The sequence below is a fragment of the Dietzia kunjamensis genome, from assembly GCF_045689975.1.
Taxonomy (GTDB): Bacteria; Actinomycetota; Actinomycetes; order Mycobacteriales; family Mycobacteriaceae; genus Dietzia; species Dietzia kunjamensis.
Genome location: NZ_CP143297.1, coordinates 1,556,703 through 1,572,017, shown reverse-complemented (window position 1 = coordinate 1,572,017; position 15,315 = coordinate 1,556,703). Strand labels below are relative to the sequence as shown.

The following is a 15,315-nucleotide window of genomic DNA, read 5'->3' as shown; positions in this document are numbered from 1 at the left end:
GCGCTCAGCGCACCTCCGAGCCGACGGCCTCCGCCAGGGACCCGAACCCGCCCTGGCGGAGGCGCTTAGCCACCAACCGGTTGGTGCCGCGCAGGAGCGTGGGTCCGGTGAAGATGAACCCGGTGTAGGTCTGGACGAGGTTCGCGCCGTGGGTGATGCGGTCCCAGACGTCCTCGGGCGTCTCGATGCCACCGACGGAGATGATGACGATGCGGCCGCCTGCGCGTCCGTGGATCCGCGAGAGGACCTCCCGCGACCGGGCGGCGACCGGCGCGCCGGAGATGCCCCCGGCGCCCAGTGCCTCGACCGCCGCGGCGGGGGTCCGCAGTCCGTCACGCGAAATGGTGGTGTTGGTGGCGACGATGCCCGCCAGCCCCAGTTCCAGCACGAGGTCCGTCACCGCGTCGATGTCCGCGTCGTCCAGGTCGGGCGCGATCTTCACCAGGACGGGGATCGTGGCCACGTCCCGCACCGCCGCGAGGATGGGCCGGAGCGATTCGACGGCCTGCAGATCCCGTAGACCGGGAGTGTTGGGGGAGCTGACGTTGACGACGAGGTAGTCGGCGAGACCCGTGAGCATCGTCGCCGAGGCCACGTAGTCGCGGACCGCGTCCTCCGCGGGGACCACCTTGGTCTTGCCGATGTTGATCCCCACCGGGTCACTGCTGCGGCGCCGACGGAGGTTGTTGGCCGCGTTACCGGCCCCGTGGTTGTTGAACCCCATCCGGTTGAGGATCGCCCGGTCCTCGACGAGCCGGAACAGGCGTGGGGTGGGATTGCCCGGTTGGGGAGAGGCGGTCACGGTGCCCACCTCGCTGAACCCGAAGCCGATCGCGCCCCACGAGTCCACGGCGGCGGCGTTCTTGTCGAACCCGGCCGCCAACCCGAGCGGGCCGGGGAAGGTACGACCGAGCACCTCCTGGGCGAGCACGGGGTCCCGCACACCCAGGATCCGGCGAGCCACGGCACCGAGCGGGGGCACCAGGGTCAGGAGCTTGAGCAGGCCGAACACCAGGTGGTGGATCCGCTCCGCGGGAAAGCGGAACAGCACCTTCTTGAGCAGTGCGTACACGGTCCTCCTCGGTGAACGTCCCCGGGCGGGACGTGGGTCTTCTGGGCGATCAGCTCGCCGGCTCGGTGAGGGTCGGTCGGATGAGGTGCAGGCCCGCCCCGTCCGCGGAACCGACCACCACCGTCCCCGAGTCGGTGACCGCCAGCGAGTCGGGCTGGCGCACCGTCGGGATGTCCGCGCGCTGGATACCGACGCCGTCGCCGAGATCGTACGCCTGGACGGTGTTCGTCCCCGTGGAGGTGACCCAGACGAGTCCCCGTGACGTGTCCTCCGCGACCGCCCACGGGGCCGCGGCGACGGGGAACTGCTGATGCAGCCGGACGGGCGAGGTCGAGTACACCAGCAGGGTCCCGCCGACCGTGTCGCTGGCCACCACGGAACGCTCGCCGAACTCGTCGAGCTGACCCGCCCCCTTGCCGGCACGCAGGAGCGGCCCGGCGTTGTCCGATTCGAGGTCGATGCTGGCGATGACGGTGTCGGGGCGGCTCAGGGCCGTCACCGAGCCGTCCCGGGCGACGCTGATCCGGTCCACGGCGGTCAGCCCGCCGATGCGACGCTGCTCGGCACCGTCGGCGTCGCGCACGACGATCTCGCCCTCCGGGGTGCCGGTCAGTAGTCGACCGTCCGTGGTCAGCGCGGCCGCGGTGACCGGGCCCAGCCCGGTGATCTCACGGACCTGCCCGGTGGCCGATACCAGGACGACGCCGTCGGAGTGGGGGACGACCACCGTGCCGTCGTCCGCGGCCGAGGCATCGCCGGCACCCGGGGGCAGCGGCACGGAGTCCTCCTCCACCCAGCGGGTGCCGTCGATTCGACCGATCTCCAGCGACGGCGGGTCGTCGACCCGGGCGACGACCCGGTCACCCACCGCGACGAGGGAGCGGACCGAGCCGGGAACCGGGATCACGTCACCCCCGGCGGGGTCGGAGACCTGCGGCGACTCCGCGGGGGAGGCGTTGCCCTGGGCGATTCTGTTCTGCTCCTCGAGCTCCGCGGTGGGCGAGGAGCAGGCGGTCAGTGCGACCCCCAGGGCGAGGAGGGCGGCGGGCACGCCGGAACGGTGGAGGACACGTCGGTGCACGGTGTTCCTTTCGACTGCCCGCCATTGTCCACCACGCGGGTGCTCGGGCACCGTCCAGGTCCGGGCGACTACTCTCGCTGCGTGCGGTGACGCGATCCGCGTCCGATCCGCCGGAACCCGAGAGGAAACAGCGCACGTGAACACATCGGTCCTCGCCGCGCCCACCGCGGAAGGGATGTCCTGGCTCCAGGTCGTCGTGCTCTCGGTGCTCCAGGGCCTCACCGAGTTCCTGCCGGTGTCGTCGTCCGGCCACCTACGGATCTTCTCCACCTGGTTCTTCGGCGAGGACGCGGGCGCGTCCTTCACCGCCGTGGTCCAGCTGGGCACCGAGGCCGCGGTGCTGGTGTTCTTCTTCAAGGACATCGTGCGCATCCTCGTGGCCTGGTTCCGGGGCGTGTTCAACTCCGAGCACCGCGCCGACCCGGATTATCGCCTCGGGTGGTTCGTCATCGTCGGGTCGGTCCCGATCGCCCTCATCGGTTTCGTCGGCAAGGACTTCATCCGTGACGCCGCGCGGAACCTCTGGATCACCGCCATCGTGCTCATCGTCTTCTCCTTCGTGTTCCTGCTCGCCGAGAGATTCGGCCGGCAGGATCGCCCCGTCGACGCCAAATCGCTCGAGGGTCTGACGATGAAGGACGCGATCGTCATGGGGCTGGCCCAGTGTCTGGCGCTCATCCCGGGCGTGAGCCGCTCCGGGGGCACGATCTCCGCCGGCCTGTTCCTCAACATGTCGCGCGAGGCCGCGGCGCGGTTCTCGTTCCTGCTGGCCATCCCCGCAGTCCTCGCCTCGGGCCTGTTCAGCCTCCCCGACGCGTTCGAACCGTCGGTGGGGCAGTCGGCGAGCGGATTCCAGCTCCTCGTGGGGTCGGCGATCGCGTTCGTCATCGGGTACGCGGCCATCGCCTGGCTCTTGAGGTTCGTGCAGAACCACTCGCTCGCCTGGTTCGCCGGGTACCGCATCCTCCTCGGCGCCCTGGTGATGATCCTGCTCGGCACCGGCACGATCCCCGCGACCTGACCGGGGCCGCCGCCCGGCCGGTGACCGACCCGGCGGGCCGTCGGTAATCTTCCCGTATGACCGTCATCCTGCTCCGGCACGGCCGATCCACCGCCAACACCGCCCTCACGTTGGCAGGCCGTACACCGGGGGTCGGCCTCGACGAGACCGGTCACGCCCAGGCCGCGGAACTCGGCCGTCGACTCGGGGAACTACCCGTCGAGGCGGTCGTCCGGTCGCCCCTCATGCGGTGCCGTCAGACGGTCGAACCCCTGGCGCGGTCGCTGGGCGTGGAGCCACTGGTCGACGAGGAGCTGGTCGAGGTCGACTACGGCTCCTGGACGGGCCGACCACTCAAGGACCTCGCCTCCGAGCACCTGTGGTCGGTGGTCCAGCAACACCCCTCGTCGGCGGTCTTCCCGGACGGCGAGTCCCTGGCCGGGATGGCCGGTCGGGCGGTGACCGCCATCCGTCGCCACGACCAGCGCCTGGCGGAGGAGGCGGATCGCGACGTGCTGTGGGTGGCGTGTAGCCACGGCGACGTCATCAAGGCGGTGATCGCGGACGCCTACGGGATGCACCTGGACCAGTTCCAGCGGATCGTGGTGGAACCCGCGTCGGTGTCCGTGGTCCGGTACACGCCACACCGCCCGTTCGTGCTCCGGGTCAACGACACCGGCGGCGACCTGGCGGGTCTCCGCGGGGACCCGGCCGGCCGGGTCGGCGACGCCACGGCGGGGCACGCCAGCTCGGACGCCGTCCCCGGCGGGAACGTAGCCTGATGATCCGCACCACCATCCACCCCACGAGGAGACCACCCGCATGAGCAGGGCAGTGCACGAGTTCCGCGACCCGACCCGGTTCGTGGTGGGCACGGTCGGCCAGCCGGGCGAGCGCGTCTTCTTCGTCCAGGCCACCGAGTCGGGCCGGACCATCTCGGTGCGGTGCGAGAAGCAGCAGGCCCAGATCCTCTCCGAGAGGATGGGCGACCTGCTCGACGAGATCGCCGCCAAGTCCGACGTCCCGATCCCGCCGGCCGGCGGCGTCGTGGATGATCTCGACCCGCTCGAGATGCCGGTCGACGCCGAGTTCCAGGTGGGCACCATGGGGCTCGGCTGGGACGGGGAGCACTCCAAGATGGTGGTGGAGTTGTTGGCGATGGACCCGTCCGCCACAGACGAGTCGGTGGTGCTGTCGGACGCCGAGGACGCGCCGGACGCGCTGCGCGTCTTCCTCACCCCCCAGCGGGCCCGGCAGTTCGTGCTCCGCAGCGAGAAGGTCGTCTCCGCCGGCCGTGCCCCGTGCCCGCTGTGCGGCGAACCGATCGACACCACCGGCCACCTGTGCGTCCGCCTCAACGGTTACCTCCCGCGGTCCGGTGAGGCGCTCACCGACCTCATCGACCCGTGACCGACCGCCCGGTCAGCCCCGAACTCACCGTGCTGTACCGGATCCCGTCCGGCAGCAACGCGGTCTACCACTGTGTGGACGCCCACGGGGACAGCTGGGTCTACAAGCCGTCGGCGGGGGAGCGGCCGCTGATGGACTTCCCCGACGGCAGCCTCGCCGCGCGGGAGATCGCCGCACACGCGATCTCCGAGGCGTTGGGCTGGGACCTCGTGCCACAGACCGTGGCCGCGCACGGCCCGGGCGGGCCGGGGATGGCCCAGCGCTGGATCGAGGAGATCGATCGCGAGCAACGCTCCGGGCACGACCCGATCGACGTCCACCCCGCCGACGCCGTCCCGGGCGGCCGGGCGGTCGTGCTGCGGGGGGAGGGCGCGCGGGGCGAGGACGTGGTGGTGGCACACGGCACCGACGACCGGCTGCGCCGTATCGCGGTGTTCGACCACGTGGTCAACAACGCCGACCGGAAGGGCGGACACGTCCTCGTCGACGCCGCGGGGGTCGTCTGGGCGATCGACCACGGCCTGTCCTTCCACACCGAGCCCAAGGTGCGCACCGTCCTGTGGGGGTGGGCGGGTCAACCCCTCACCGCCGACGAGGTGGCGGGGTTGGAGCGTCTCCGGCGCGACCTGGCAGAGGGCGGCGCACTCGGCGCGGCCCTGTCCGACCTGCTCTCCTCCGCCGAGGTCGAGGCTCTCACCGAGCGCGTCGACACCCTCCTCGCGACCCGGGTGTTCCCCGTTCCCGGCCCCGGCTACCCCTTACCCTGGCCGCTCTTCTGACCGCGTGCTCTCTAGACTCGGCCGCATGCACTCGTGGTCCACGCCTGTCGTCCCCTCGGTCCCCGGCGACGGCGTCCCCCTGAGGTTGTTCGACACGGCCGGCGGGGAGGCCCGCGAGGTGGCGCCGGGGCCCGTCGCACGCATGTACGTCTGCGGGATCACCCCGTACGACACCACCCATCTCGGTCACGCGGCCACCTATCTCACGTTCGACCTCGTCTACCGTCAGCTGCTCGACGCCGGGCACGAGGTCCACTACGTCCAGAACACCACCGATGTCGACGACCCGCTGTTCGAGCGGGCCGAGCGTGACGGCGTCGACTGGCAGGAGCTGGGGGACCGCGAGACCGACAGGTTCCGCGAGGACATGGAGGCGCTCCGGGTTCTCCCGCCGCGTGACTACGTCGCGGCCACCGAGACCATCGACGAGGTCGTGGAGATGGTGGCCGAGCTCCTCGAGCGTGGTCACGCCTACTGCATCGACCCCGCCGTCGACGGCTACCCCGACGTCTACTACCGCCACCGCGCGACCGAGGAGTTCGGGTACGAGTCGGGCTACGACGACGACGAGATGGCCGCCGCCTTCGCCGAGCGCGGTGGCGACCCCGACCGAACCGGCAAGGAACACCCGCTGGATGCGTTGCTGTGGCGTGTCAATCGTCCCGGCGAGCCGGCGTGGCCCTCCCCCTGGGGGGCGGGCCGACCCGGGTGGCACATCGAGTGCTCGGCGATCGCCCGCAACCGACTGGGGATGGAGTTCGACATCCAGGGTGGCGGCAGCGACCTGGCCTTCCCCCACCACGAGTTCTCCGCCGCCCACGCCGAGGCGGCCACGGGGGAGGCGCCCTTCGCCCGTTTCTACGTCCACGCCGCGATGATCGGGCTCGACGGCGTGAAGATGAGCAAGTCGCTCGGCAACCTGGTGCGCGTGCAGGCGCTGCGGGAGGAGGGCGTCGACCCGGCGCTCATCAGGCTCGGCCTGCTCGCCGGGCACTACCGCGTGGACCGGTCCTGGTCCGGGGAGCTCCTCGAGGCCGCCCGCCTCCGGTACGACACGTGGAACCGGGCAGTCGCCCGCGGCGCCGGTGCGGACTCGGCGGCCGCGATCACGGCTCTGCGCGAGCGCCTCGCGGACGACCTGGACACGCCCGGCGCGTTGGCCGTGATCGACGCGTGGGCGGAGGCGACGCTGGGCGGTGACGAGGCGGACCCGGCCGCCGGTGTCGCGGTCGCGACCGCCCTGGACGCTCTTCTCGGCATCCCGTCGACCGCCGCCTGACCGGCCGGGCCGGCTGACCTGCTGACCGGCGGGGCCGCCTGGCTGGCTGACCGGCGGCACACGCCTGCCTGCGGGACGCGCGTGCCGCGACCCGGCCGGCCGCGGGTCACCCGGCGTCGGGCTCGTCCCGCTCGCCCCGTAGGAAGCGCTCGAACTCGGCCGCGATCGCGTCGCCGTCGACCAGCGGCATGGCCTCCCCACCCGACGCGCGGCCGCGGTCGGGCTCCGGGTCGACCCCCGGGGTCACTCCGGAGTCCTCATCCATCCGGTCCTCGAGGGACTGGATGTAATCGCGGAGGTCCTCGTCCTCGCCCGCGGCTGCGTCGACACGGTCGGCCCACGTCCGCGCCTGCACGCGCAGCGCGTCCATCGGTACCGCCATGCCCAGGTTCTCCGCGATCCAGGACAACATCGCCTCGGTGCCCCGAGGGTTCGGCGGCGAGGCCACGTAGTGGGGGACCCCCGCGAACACACTCAGCGTGGGCACCCCCGCCTCGGTGAGCAGTTGCTGGAGCACCCCGGACATCCCGGTGGGCCCCTCGTAGTCCGACGGTTCGACGCCCATCGTCGCCATCCGCTGCCGGCTGAACGCCGCGCCGGTGAGCGGGACCGGACGGGTGTGCGGCACGTCGGCGAGGTAGGCCCCCAGCAGGATCACCTGGGACACCCCGAGGGTGTCGACCAGGTCGACGAACTCCGAGGCGAACCGGCGCCACTTCAGGGCCGGCTCGGGCCCCCGCACCAGCAACACGTCCGCGGCGAACCCGTCCGGTCGACACGCCGACACCACCACCCGGGGCCACTCCACCGAGCGGGACACCCCGCCCGAGATCCGGACGACGGGCCGCTGGTCCAGGTAGTCGAAGAACTCGTCACCGCCGACCTCGGCGATCTGGCGGGCCTCCCAGTTCAGGGCGAGGTGTTCGATGGTGCCGGTCGCCACGTCCGCGGCGTCGTTCCAGCCCTCGAAGGCCACGATCATCACCGGGCTCTCCAGATCGAGATGCCCGTCGGGACTCCATTGGACAGTCATTAGTACAGCCTACGTTCGTCCGGTTGTTCCCCACCCATACACTGGGGCCATGTCTGTCGATTTCGATTCGCCCTTATTGGATGCCGCCCGTCGGCGAGTACTGATCGGTGACGGGGCGATGGGCACGATGTTGCAGGCCGTCGACTTAGACGTGGACGCGGACTTCCTGGGCCTGGAGGGCTGCAACGAGATCCTCAACGCCACACGTCCGGACGTCGTGGAGGACATCCACCGGGCGTTCTTCACCGCTGGCGCCGATCTGGTGGAGACCAACACCTTCGGCTGCAACCTGTCCAACCTGGGCGACTACGACATCGTCGACCGGATCGGTGAGCTCGCGGAGAAGGGCGCGGCGATCGCCCGCAAGGTCGCCGACGAGATGGGTCCGTCCGAGGACGGGACCCCCCGGATGGTGCTGGGTTCCCTCGGGCCGGGCACCAAGCTGCCCTCCCTGGGTCAGACCACCTTCGAGGAGATGCGGGACGCGTACGCCCAGGCCGCCGAGGGGCTGGCACGAGGTGGCGCGGACGCCTACCTCATCGAGACGAGCCAGGACCTGCTCCAGGTCAAGGCCGCGGTGCTCGGGTGCCAGGACGGGATGGCCGCCGCCGGCCGGCGGCTGCCGATCATCTCCCACGTCACCATCGAGACCACGGGCACCATGCTGCTCGGCTCGGACATCGGCGCGGCCCTCACCGCGTTGGAGCCGCTGGGCATCGACATGATCGGCCTCAACTGCGCCACGGGTCCGGCCGAGATGATCGAGCATTTGCGGTTCCTGTCCCGGCACGCCGGAATCCCCGTGTCGGTCATGCCCAACGCGGGACTGCCGGAGCTCGGTGAGCACGGCGCCGTCTACCCCCTGGGCGCCGACGCGTTCGCGCCGCAGGTGGCCGATTTCGTCTCCGAGTTCGGCCTGTCGATGGTGGGCGGGTGCTGCGGAACGACCCCCGAGCACATCACCCGCCTGCGCGACGAGGTCCTGGGCCGCGAGAAGGCCGAGCGTCGGGTGGAGCCCGTCAACGCGGTCGCCTCGCTGTACAGCTCGACCCCCCTGCGCGCCGACGCCGGCATCCTCATGATCGGCGAGCGCACCAACGCCAACGGTTCCAAGCGGTTCCGCGAGGCCATGCTCGCCGGCGACTGGGACACCTGCATGGACATCGCCAAGGAGCAGATGCGCGACGGTGCGCAGATGGTCGACCTCTGCGTGGACTACGTCGGCCGGGACGGCTCCGACGACATGAAGGAGTTGGCCGGCCGGCTCGCGACCTCCTCGACGCTGCCGATCATGCTCGACTCGACCGAGCCCGGTGTCATCGAGGCCGGTCTGGAGAAGCTGGGTGGCCGCTGCGCGGTCAACTCGGTCAACTACGAGGACGGCGACGGGCCGGAGTCCCGTTTCCAGCGGATCATGCAGCTGGTCTCCCGCCACGGCGCGGCTGTGGTCGGACTGACCATCGACGAGGAGGGCCAGGCCCGGACCGCGGATCGCAAGGTCGAGATCGCCGAGCGGCTCATCGCCGACCTCACCGGTAACTGGGGGGTGGCGGAGGAGGACATCATCATCGACTGTCTGACCTTCCCCATCTCGACCGGCCAGGAGGAGGTCCGCCGCGACGGCATCGAGACCATCGAGGCCATCCGCCGACTCACCGGGTCACACCCGAAGATCCACACCACGCTCGGCTTGTCGAACATCTCGTTCGGCCTCAACCCGGCTGCCCGCCAGGTGCTCAACTCGGTGTTCCTGCACGAGTGCATCCAGGCGGGTCTGGACACCGCGATCGCGCACAGTTCCAAGATCCTGCCCATGAGCAAGATAGACGAGCGCCAGCGGGAGGTCGCCCTCGACCTGGTCTACGACCGTCGCGGTGAGGGATATGACCCCCTCCAGGTGTTCATGGAGCTGTTCGAGGGCGTGTCCGCGGCCGGCGCCAAGGACGCGCGCGCGGCCGAGCTCGCCGCGATGCCGCTCATGGAGCGGCTGTCGGCCAGGATCGTCGACGGCGAGCGCAAGGGACTCGAGGCGGACCTCGACGCCGCGATGGCGGAGATCCCCCCTCTGGAGATCATCAACACCCACCTGCTCGGTGGGATGAAGACCGTGGGTGAGCTCTTCGGGTCCGGTCAGATGCAGCTGCCGTTCGTCCTGCAGTCGGCGGAGACCATGAAGGCCGCGGTCGCCCACCTGGAGCCCCACATGGAGGCCAGCGACGAGGACGGCAAGGGCCGCATCGTCCTGGCCACGGTCAAGGGCGACGTGCACGACATCGGCAAGAACCTCGTGGACATCATCCTGTCCAACAACGGCTACGACGTGGTCAACATCGGCATCAAGCAGCCGATCTCGGAGATCATCTCCGCGGCCCGCGAGCACAAGGCCGACGTGATCGGCATGTCCGGCCTGCTCGTGAAGTCGACCGTCGTGATGAAGGACAACCTCGCCGAGCTCAACTCGGAGGGGATCGCCGGGGAGTTCCCGGTCCTACTCGGCGGTGCTGCGCTGACCCGGTCCTACGTCGAGGTCGATCTCGCCGGGATGTACCAGGGTGAGGTGTTCTACGCGCGGGACGCGTTCGAGGGCCTGCGGCTCATGGACGAGGTGATGACGTCCAAACGGACCGGGGTCCCGATGTCGCAGTCGTCGGAGTCCGCGGCCAAGGCCGAAGAACGCCGCGAGCGCCGCGCTCGCAGTGAGCGGATCGCCGCCAAGCGCGCCGCCGAGGCCGAGCCCGTCGTGGTCCCCGAGCGGTCGGACGTCGCGGCCGACCAGCCGATCGCGACCCCTCCGTTCTGGGGGACCCGGATCGCCAAGGGGATCCCGGTGGCGGACTACGCCGGTCACCTGGACGAGCGTGCCCTGTTCTTCGGCCAGTGGGGCCTGCGGGGCACCCGCAGCGGCGACGGGCCGGACTACGAGGAGCTCGTGGCCACCGAGGGCAGGCCCCGCCTGCGTTCGTGGATCGACCGGTTGACCACCGAGAACATCCTGTCCCACTCGGCCGTGGTGTACGGCTACTTCCCGGCCTACTCGGTGGGCGAGGAGATCTGGGTGCTCGCCGAGCCGCGCCCCGACGCCGAGGTGCTCCACAAGATCGCGTTCCCGCGCCAGCAGCGACCGCGCTTCCTGGCCATCCCCGACTTCCTGGCCTCCAAGGAGCGCTGCGAGGCCGAGGGAGTGGTGGACGTGCTGCCGTTCCAGCTGGTCACCATGGGCACGCCCATCGCGGACTTCGCCAACGAGCTGTTCGCCGCGGACAACTACCGGGACTACCTCGAGGTACACGGCCTGTCCGTGCAGCTCACCGAGGCCCTCGCCGAGTTCTGGCACCGACGGGTCCGCGACGAACTCCGCCTGCCCGAGGGCACGGTCTCCGACGAGGACCCGGACAGCATCGAGGAGTACTTCAACCTCAAGTACCGGGGTGCCCGGTACAGCTTCGGCTACGGCGCCTGCCCCGACCTGGAGTCCCGCAAGGTGGTCGTCGATCTGCTCGAGCCCGAGCGCATCGGCGTCGAACTCTCCGAGGAACTGCAGTTGCATCCCGAGCAGTCGACCGACGCGTTCGTGCTGTACCACCCGGAGGCGAAGTACTTCAACGTCTGAGGCGGGCACGCAGGACAGCCTGTCCTTGCTGGTAGAGGACATACCCGACGGCGGATGATGAAGTCATGCACACCATCGGGCACCGATCTGGCGGTGAATCCACCAGCCCCGCGTCGGCATCGACGCGGGGCCGGGCGGACGGGCCACTCCGCACCTTCGTCGGCTCTCGCCAGGGGGTACTGGCGATGGCCACCGTCCTGGCCATCGCGATCCACCTCGTGTCGCGCGCGGTCACCGGTCCCGGTGTCTCCACGACGGTCGAGTGGTCGATCCGGGCGCCCCTGGTCGCGGTGGTCGTGGTCGGCGGGGTCCCACTCATCCTCGAGGTACTGCGCTCGGCGGTGAGGAGCGCGGGTGGGGCGGACATGCTCGCCGCCATCTCGATCATCACGGCGGTCGCTCTCGACGAGTGGCTGGTCGCCGCGATCGTCGTCCTCATGCTGTCCGGCGGCGAGGCGCTCGAGGCCGCGGCGTCGCGGAGGGCATCGGCCACCCTCGACGCTCTCGCGCGGCGCAGTCCCACGATCGCGCATCGACTCCGCGGGGACTCTACGGCCGCGGGCGTGGACGACATCCGCGCCGAGGAGGTCCGCGTGGATGACCTCCTCCTCGTCCTGCCTCATGAACTGTGCCCCGTCGACGGCGAGGTCGTGGGTGGCGACGGCGCCATGGACGAGTCGTTCCTGACCGGCGAACCGTACGTCGTGCCGAAGTCACCCGGCTCCCAGGTGCTCTCCGGGGCCGTCAACGGCGAGGTGGCGTTGACCGTCCGGGCCGAACGCCGGGCGGCAGATTCCCGGTACGCGCAGATCGTCGGCGTCCTGCGGGAGGCGGAGGAACACCGGCCCCCGATGCGTCGCCTGGCCGACCGTCTCGGCGCCTGGTACACGCTGGTCGCACTTGCCCTCGGCGTCCTCGGCTGGGCCATCTCGGGCGACCCGACCCGCTTCCTCGCCGTAGTGGTCGTCGCGACCCCGTGTCCACTGCTCATCGGCGTACCGGTCGCCATCATCGGCGCCATCTCGCTGTCCGCCAAGCGTGGGATCATCATCCGGAACCCGGGAATGCTCGAGAACGTCAGCCGGATCGAGACGATGATGTTCGACAAGACGGGCACACTGACCTACGGTCGCCCCGTCCTGACCGAGATCATTCCTCGACCGGGCACCGATCCGGATGGCGTGCTGGCGACCGCAGCGGCGGTCGAGGTCTACTCCCGTCATCCTCTTGCCCGAGCTGTCGTCGACGCCGCCACCGAACGAGGTCTCGCCATACCACCACTCAGCTCGGTCGCCGAGAAACCCGGCGCCGGACTGGTCGGTGAGGTGGGCGGCCACAGCCTTCGCCTGACCAACCGTCGTGGACTCGCCGCGGTCGACCCCGACGCCGTCGACCTCCTCCCGGGGACGGAGGCCGGTCTGGAATCGATCGTCCTCCTGGACGACCGGTACGCCGCCACCCTCCGGTTCCGGGACGAACCGCGGGCGACCGCAGGCGACTTCATCGCACATCTGCCGCGCTCGCACGGCGTCAAGCACATGATGATCATCTCGGGTGACCGCGAGACCGAGGTCCGCCGGTTGGCGGACCGGGTGGGCATCAGTGAGGTGTACGGCGGGGTCAGCCCCGAGGGCAAACTCGCGATCGTCCGCGAACGCACTGCCGCGGGGCCGACGCTGTTCCTCGGGGACGGCATCAACGACGCCCCGGCGATGACGGCCGCGACCGCAGGAGTCGCGTTCGGTGCCACCTCCGACGTGACGTCCGAGGCCGCCGACGCGGTGGTGCTGGATTCCTCACTGGAGCGCCTCGACGACCTGCTCCATATCGGAGCGCGTATGCGTCGGATCGCCCTGCAGTCAGCGGTCGGCGGGATGGCCGCCTCCATGATCGGGATGCTCCTCGCCGTCTTCGGGTTGCTGAGCCCTCTCGCGGGGGCGATCGCGCAGGAGGTCATCGATGTGCTGGCGATCCTCAACTCGGCGCGCGTCGTGATGGCGCCACGGAAGCTCAGTGACTTCGATGCGATCCCGTCGCAATCGGCGCCTCGGGTCACCCCCGGTTCACCTGACTCGGGTAGACAGTAGGCCGTGACCAGCAATTCCTCTGACAGTGTTCCGGCCGCCGTCTGTCTCGACATGGACGGCACCCTCGTCGACACCGAGCGACTGTGGGACATCGCCGTGTACGAGCTCGCCGAGCACCTGGGGCGCCCCCTCGACGAGACGACGCGCGAGAGGACGCTGGGCAACTCCCTCCACGGGTTCTTCGAAATCCTCGGCGAGTACACGGGTCGCCGGATCGTGGGCGAGGAGTTCGACCGCCTCGCCCACCGCTTGAACTCCCGGGTCACCGAGTTGATGCGAACTGATATGAGGTGGCGGCCGGGCGCCGAGGATCTCCTCGCCGATATCGCGTCGACGGGGACTCCGGTCGCGTTGGTCACCAACACCACCGCCGATGTCGCGGTGGTGCCCCTCGAGTTCATCGACCGCTCCCGCTTCGACGTGGTGGTCACCGGGTGCATGGTCACCGAGGCCAAGCCCGCCCCGGACCCGTATCTCCTCGCGTGTGCCCGGCTCGGGGTGGAGCCCGGCTCGGCGGTGGCGGTGGAGGATTCCGTCACCGGCGCGACCGCGGCGGTCGCCGCCGGATGCCGGGTGCTGTACATCCCGTCGACCGACGGCCAGCCCAGCGTCGTCGGGGCCCACACCCACGACACCCTGGAGGGCGTCGACACCGCGGCGCTCCACGGGCTCACCTCCGGCACACCCGTGGGCGCGGCTATGGGACAATCGAGCGTGTGAAGACCTTCGACTCGCTGTTCACCGAGCTGTCCGAGCGCATCACCGCGCGCCCCGAGGGGTCCGGCACCGTCGCCGCGTTCGACAAGGGTGTGCATCATCTGGGCAAGAAGGTCATCGAAGAAGCCGGAGAGGTGTGGATCGCCGCCGAGTACCAGTCCGACGAGGAACTGGCGGAGGAGATCTCGCAGCTCCTGTACTGGACCCAGGTCATGATGCTCAGGCGCGGACTCGGCCTCGAGGACGTCTACCGACATCTCTAGACCCCGCCCCGCGTCCACCCTCACGCTCACAGATCCCGGAGCCCCCGTCATGCTGCGCGTCGCACTGCCCAACAAGGGCGCCCTGTCCGAGTCCGCCTCCGAGATGCTCGCCGAGGCGGGGTACCGCCGTCGGCACGAGGGGAGCAAAGACCTCACACTGATCGACCCGGACAACGACGTCGAGTTCTTCTTCCTCCGTCCCAAGGACATCGCCGTCTATGTGGGCTCCGGCCGCCTCGAGATGGGCATCACCGGCCGGGATCTGGCCGCGGATTCCATGGCCGAGGTCGATGAGCTCCTCGATCTGGGCTTCGGCCACTCCACCTTCCGCTACGCCGGTCCCGCCGGGGCGGGATGGTCCACCGACCGGCTCGCCGGCGCACGGATCGCGACCTCGTACCCCAATATCGTGCGTCGGGACCTCCAGCAGCGGGGGGTCGAGGCGGAGGTCATCCGCCTCGACGGCGCCGTGGAGATCTCGATCCAGCTGGGGGTGGCCGACTGCATCGCCGACGTCGTGGGGTCCGGGCGGACGCTCAAGGTCCACGGCCTGGAGGCGTTCGGCGACATCCTGTGCGACTCCTCGGGCGTGCTGATCTCCCGGGCGGACGCCGAGGTGTCCGGGGCGATGGCACAGCTCAGGGCGCGCCTGCAGGGCGTGGTGTTCGCCCAGCAGTACATGATGCTCGACTACAACTGCCCCAAGGATCTGCTCGACGAGGTCTCGGCGATCACGCCGGGCATCGAGTCGCCCACGGTCTCGCCGATGGCGGACCCGGCGTGGATCGCCGTCCGGTCGATGGTGCCGCGCAAGCGGGTCAACTCGATCATGGACGAGCTCGCCGCTTCCGGTGCGAAGTCGGTCATCGCGACCGACATCCGCTCCTGCCGGATGGGCTGACAACCAGAAGATCCGCTACCCTCCCTTCGAATCCGCTACCCGCACAGGGGTAGCGGATCCGCAGTCGGAGTAGCGGATCCTCG

13 protein-coding genes are annotated in these 15,315 nt (G+C 70.2%); 10 read left to right on the top strand and 3 right to left on the bottom strand.

The window, feature by feature from the left end; translation table 11 throughout:
* Positions 1–4: 4 nt before the first annotated feature.
* Complete coding sequence (locus VZF99_RS07330; RefSeq protein ID WP_120283233.1) at positions 5–1,072, bottom strand: quinone-dependent dihydroorotate dehydrogenase; 1,068 nt, start codon at positions 1,070–1,072, stop codon at positions 5–7.
* Between the two features lie 49 nt (positions 1,073–1,121).
* The gene (locus tag VZF99_RS07325) at positions 1,122–2,123 is read right to left on the bottom strand and encodes a hypothetical protein (protein WP_253003593.1); all 1,002 of its coding nucleotides are present in this window, start codon (positions 2,121–2,123) and stop codon (positions 1,122–1,124) included.
* Between the two features lie 205 nt (positions 2,124–2,328).
* Between VZF99_RS07325 and VZF99_RS07320 the strand changes: the two genes are divergently transcribed.
* From VZF99_RS07320 to mshC, 5 genes are read left to right on the top strand one after another with little or no spacing between them, the layout of a single operon-like run.
* Positions 2,329–3,174, top strand: coding sequence for an undecaprenyl-diphosphate phosphatase (locus VZF99_RS07320; RefSeq protein WP_187352239.1), 846 nt, complete (start codon positions 2,329–2,331; stop codon positions 3,172–3,174).
* A 56-nt stretch (positions 3,175–3,230) separates the two neighbouring features.
* Positions 3,231–3,935 carry a histidine phosphatase family protein gene (locus VZF99_RS07315; protein WP_120283227.1) on the top strand — a complete coding sequence of 235 codons (705 nt, stop codon included), beginning with the start codon at positions 3,231–3,233 and terminating at the stop codon, positions 3,933–3,935.
* Between the two features lie 40 nt (positions 3,936–3,975).
* Entirely contained in the window at positions 3,976–4,563 is a 588-nt protein-coding gene (locus tag VZF99_RS07310; RefSeq protein WP_407335992.1) for a DUF3090 domain-containing protein, read from the top strand.
* Positions 4,560–5,342 carry an SCO1664 family protein gene (locus VZF99_RS07305; RefSeq protein ID WP_185950530.1) on the top strand — a complete coding sequence of 261 codons (783 nt, stop codon included), beginning with the start codon at positions 4,560–4,562 and terminating at the stop codon, positions 5,340–5,342. Before VZF99_RS07310 ends, VZF99_RS07305 begins: the two co-directional genes overlap by 4 nt.
* Before the next feature lie 25 nt (positions 5,343–5,367).
* Positions 5,368–6,621 (top strand): cysteine--1-D-myo-inosityl 2-amino-2-deoxy-alpha-D-glucopyranoside ligase, encoded by a 1,254-nt coding sequence (mshC, locus tag VZF99_RS07300; protein ID WP_407335991.1) that lies wholly within the window; start codon positions 5,368–5,370, stop codon positions 6,619–6,621.
* 106 nt (positions 6,622–6,727) lie between these two features.
* On the opposite strand, the gene VZF99_RS07295 is transcribed toward mshC, so the two are convergent.
* Positions 6,728–7,654 (bottom strand): PAC2 family protein, encoded by a 927-nt coding sequence (locus tag VZF99_RS07295; RefSeq protein WP_067714429.1) that lies wholly within the window; start codon positions 7,652–7,654, stop codon positions 6,728–6,730.
* Between the two features lie 49 nt (positions 7,655–7,703).
* Here VZF99_RS07295 and metH point away from each other — a divergent pair, with 49 nt between their 5' ends.
* From metH to hisG, 5 genes are all read left to right on the top strand, one after another.
* Positions 7,704–11,264 carry a methionine synthase gene (gene metH / locus VZF99_RS07290; RefSeq protein WP_269503975.1) on the top strand — a complete coding sequence of 1,187 codons (3,561 nt, stop codon included), beginning with the start codon at positions 7,704–7,706 and terminating at the stop codon, positions 11,262–11,264.
* Positions 11,265–11,449: 185 nt separating this feature from the next.
* The gene (locus VZF99_RS07285) at positions 11,450–13,351 is read left to right on the top strand and encodes a heavy metal translocating P-type ATPase (protein ID WP_407335990.1); all 1,902 of its coding nucleotides are present in this window, start codon (positions 11,450–11,452) and stop codon (positions 13,349–13,351) included.
* 3 nt (positions 13,352–13,354) lie between these two features.
* Entirely contained in the window at positions 13,355–14,071 is a 717-nt protein-coding gene (locus tag VZF99_RS07280; RefSeq protein WP_407335989.1) for an HAD family hydrolase, read from the top strand.
* Positions 14,068–14,331 (top strand): phosphoribosyl-ATP diphosphatase, encoded by a 264-nt coding sequence (locus VZF99_RS07275; RefSeq protein ID WP_120283215.1) that lies wholly within the window; start codon positions 14,068–14,070, stop codon positions 14,329–14,331. Before VZF99_RS07280 ends, VZF99_RS07275 begins: the two co-directional genes overlap by 4 nt.
* A gap of 49 nt (positions 14,332–14,380) precedes the next feature.
* Entirely contained in the window at positions 14,381–15,232 is an 852-nt protein-coding gene (hisG, locus tag VZF99_RS07270; RefSeq protein WP_120283213.1) for an ATP phosphoribosyltransferase, read from the top strand.
* Positions 15,233–15,315: the final 83 nt, after the last annotated feature.

Excerpts from the sequence above, each read along its gene's own strand:
- metH (WP_269503975.1), top strand. The coding sequence starts at position 7,704 with ATGTCTGTCGATTTCGATTCGCCCTTATTGGATGCCGCCCGTCGGCGA.
- VZF99_RS07320 (WP_187352239.1), top strand. The coding sequence starts at position 2,329 with ATGTCCTGGCTCCAGGTCGTCGTGCTCTCGGTGCTCCAGGGCCTCACC.
- hisG (WP_120283213.1), top strand. The coding sequence starts at position 14,381 with ATGCTGCGCGTCGCACTGCCCAACAAGGGCGCCCTGTCCGAGTCCGCC.
- VZF99_RS07285 (WP_407335990.1), top strand. The coding sequence starts at position 11,450 with ATGGCCACCGTCCTGGCCATCGCGATCCACCTCGTGTCGCGCGCGGTC.
- mshC (WP_407335991.1), top strand. The coding sequence starts at position 5,368 with ATGCACTCGTGGTCCACGCCTGTCGTCCCCTCGGTCCCCGGCGACGGC.
- VZF99_RS07310 (WP_407335992.1), top strand. The coding sequence starts at position 3,976 with ATGAGCAGGGCAGTGCACGAGTTCCGCGACCCGACCCGGTTCGTGGTG.
- VZF99_RS07295 (WP_067714429.1), bottom strand. The coding sequence starts at position 7,654 with ATGACTGTCCAATGGAGTCCCGACGGGCATCTCGATCTGGAGAGCCCG.
- VZF99_RS07315 (WP_120283227.1), top strand. The coding sequence starts at position 3,231 with ATGACCGTCATCCTGCTCCGGCACGGCCGATCCACCGCCAACACCGCC.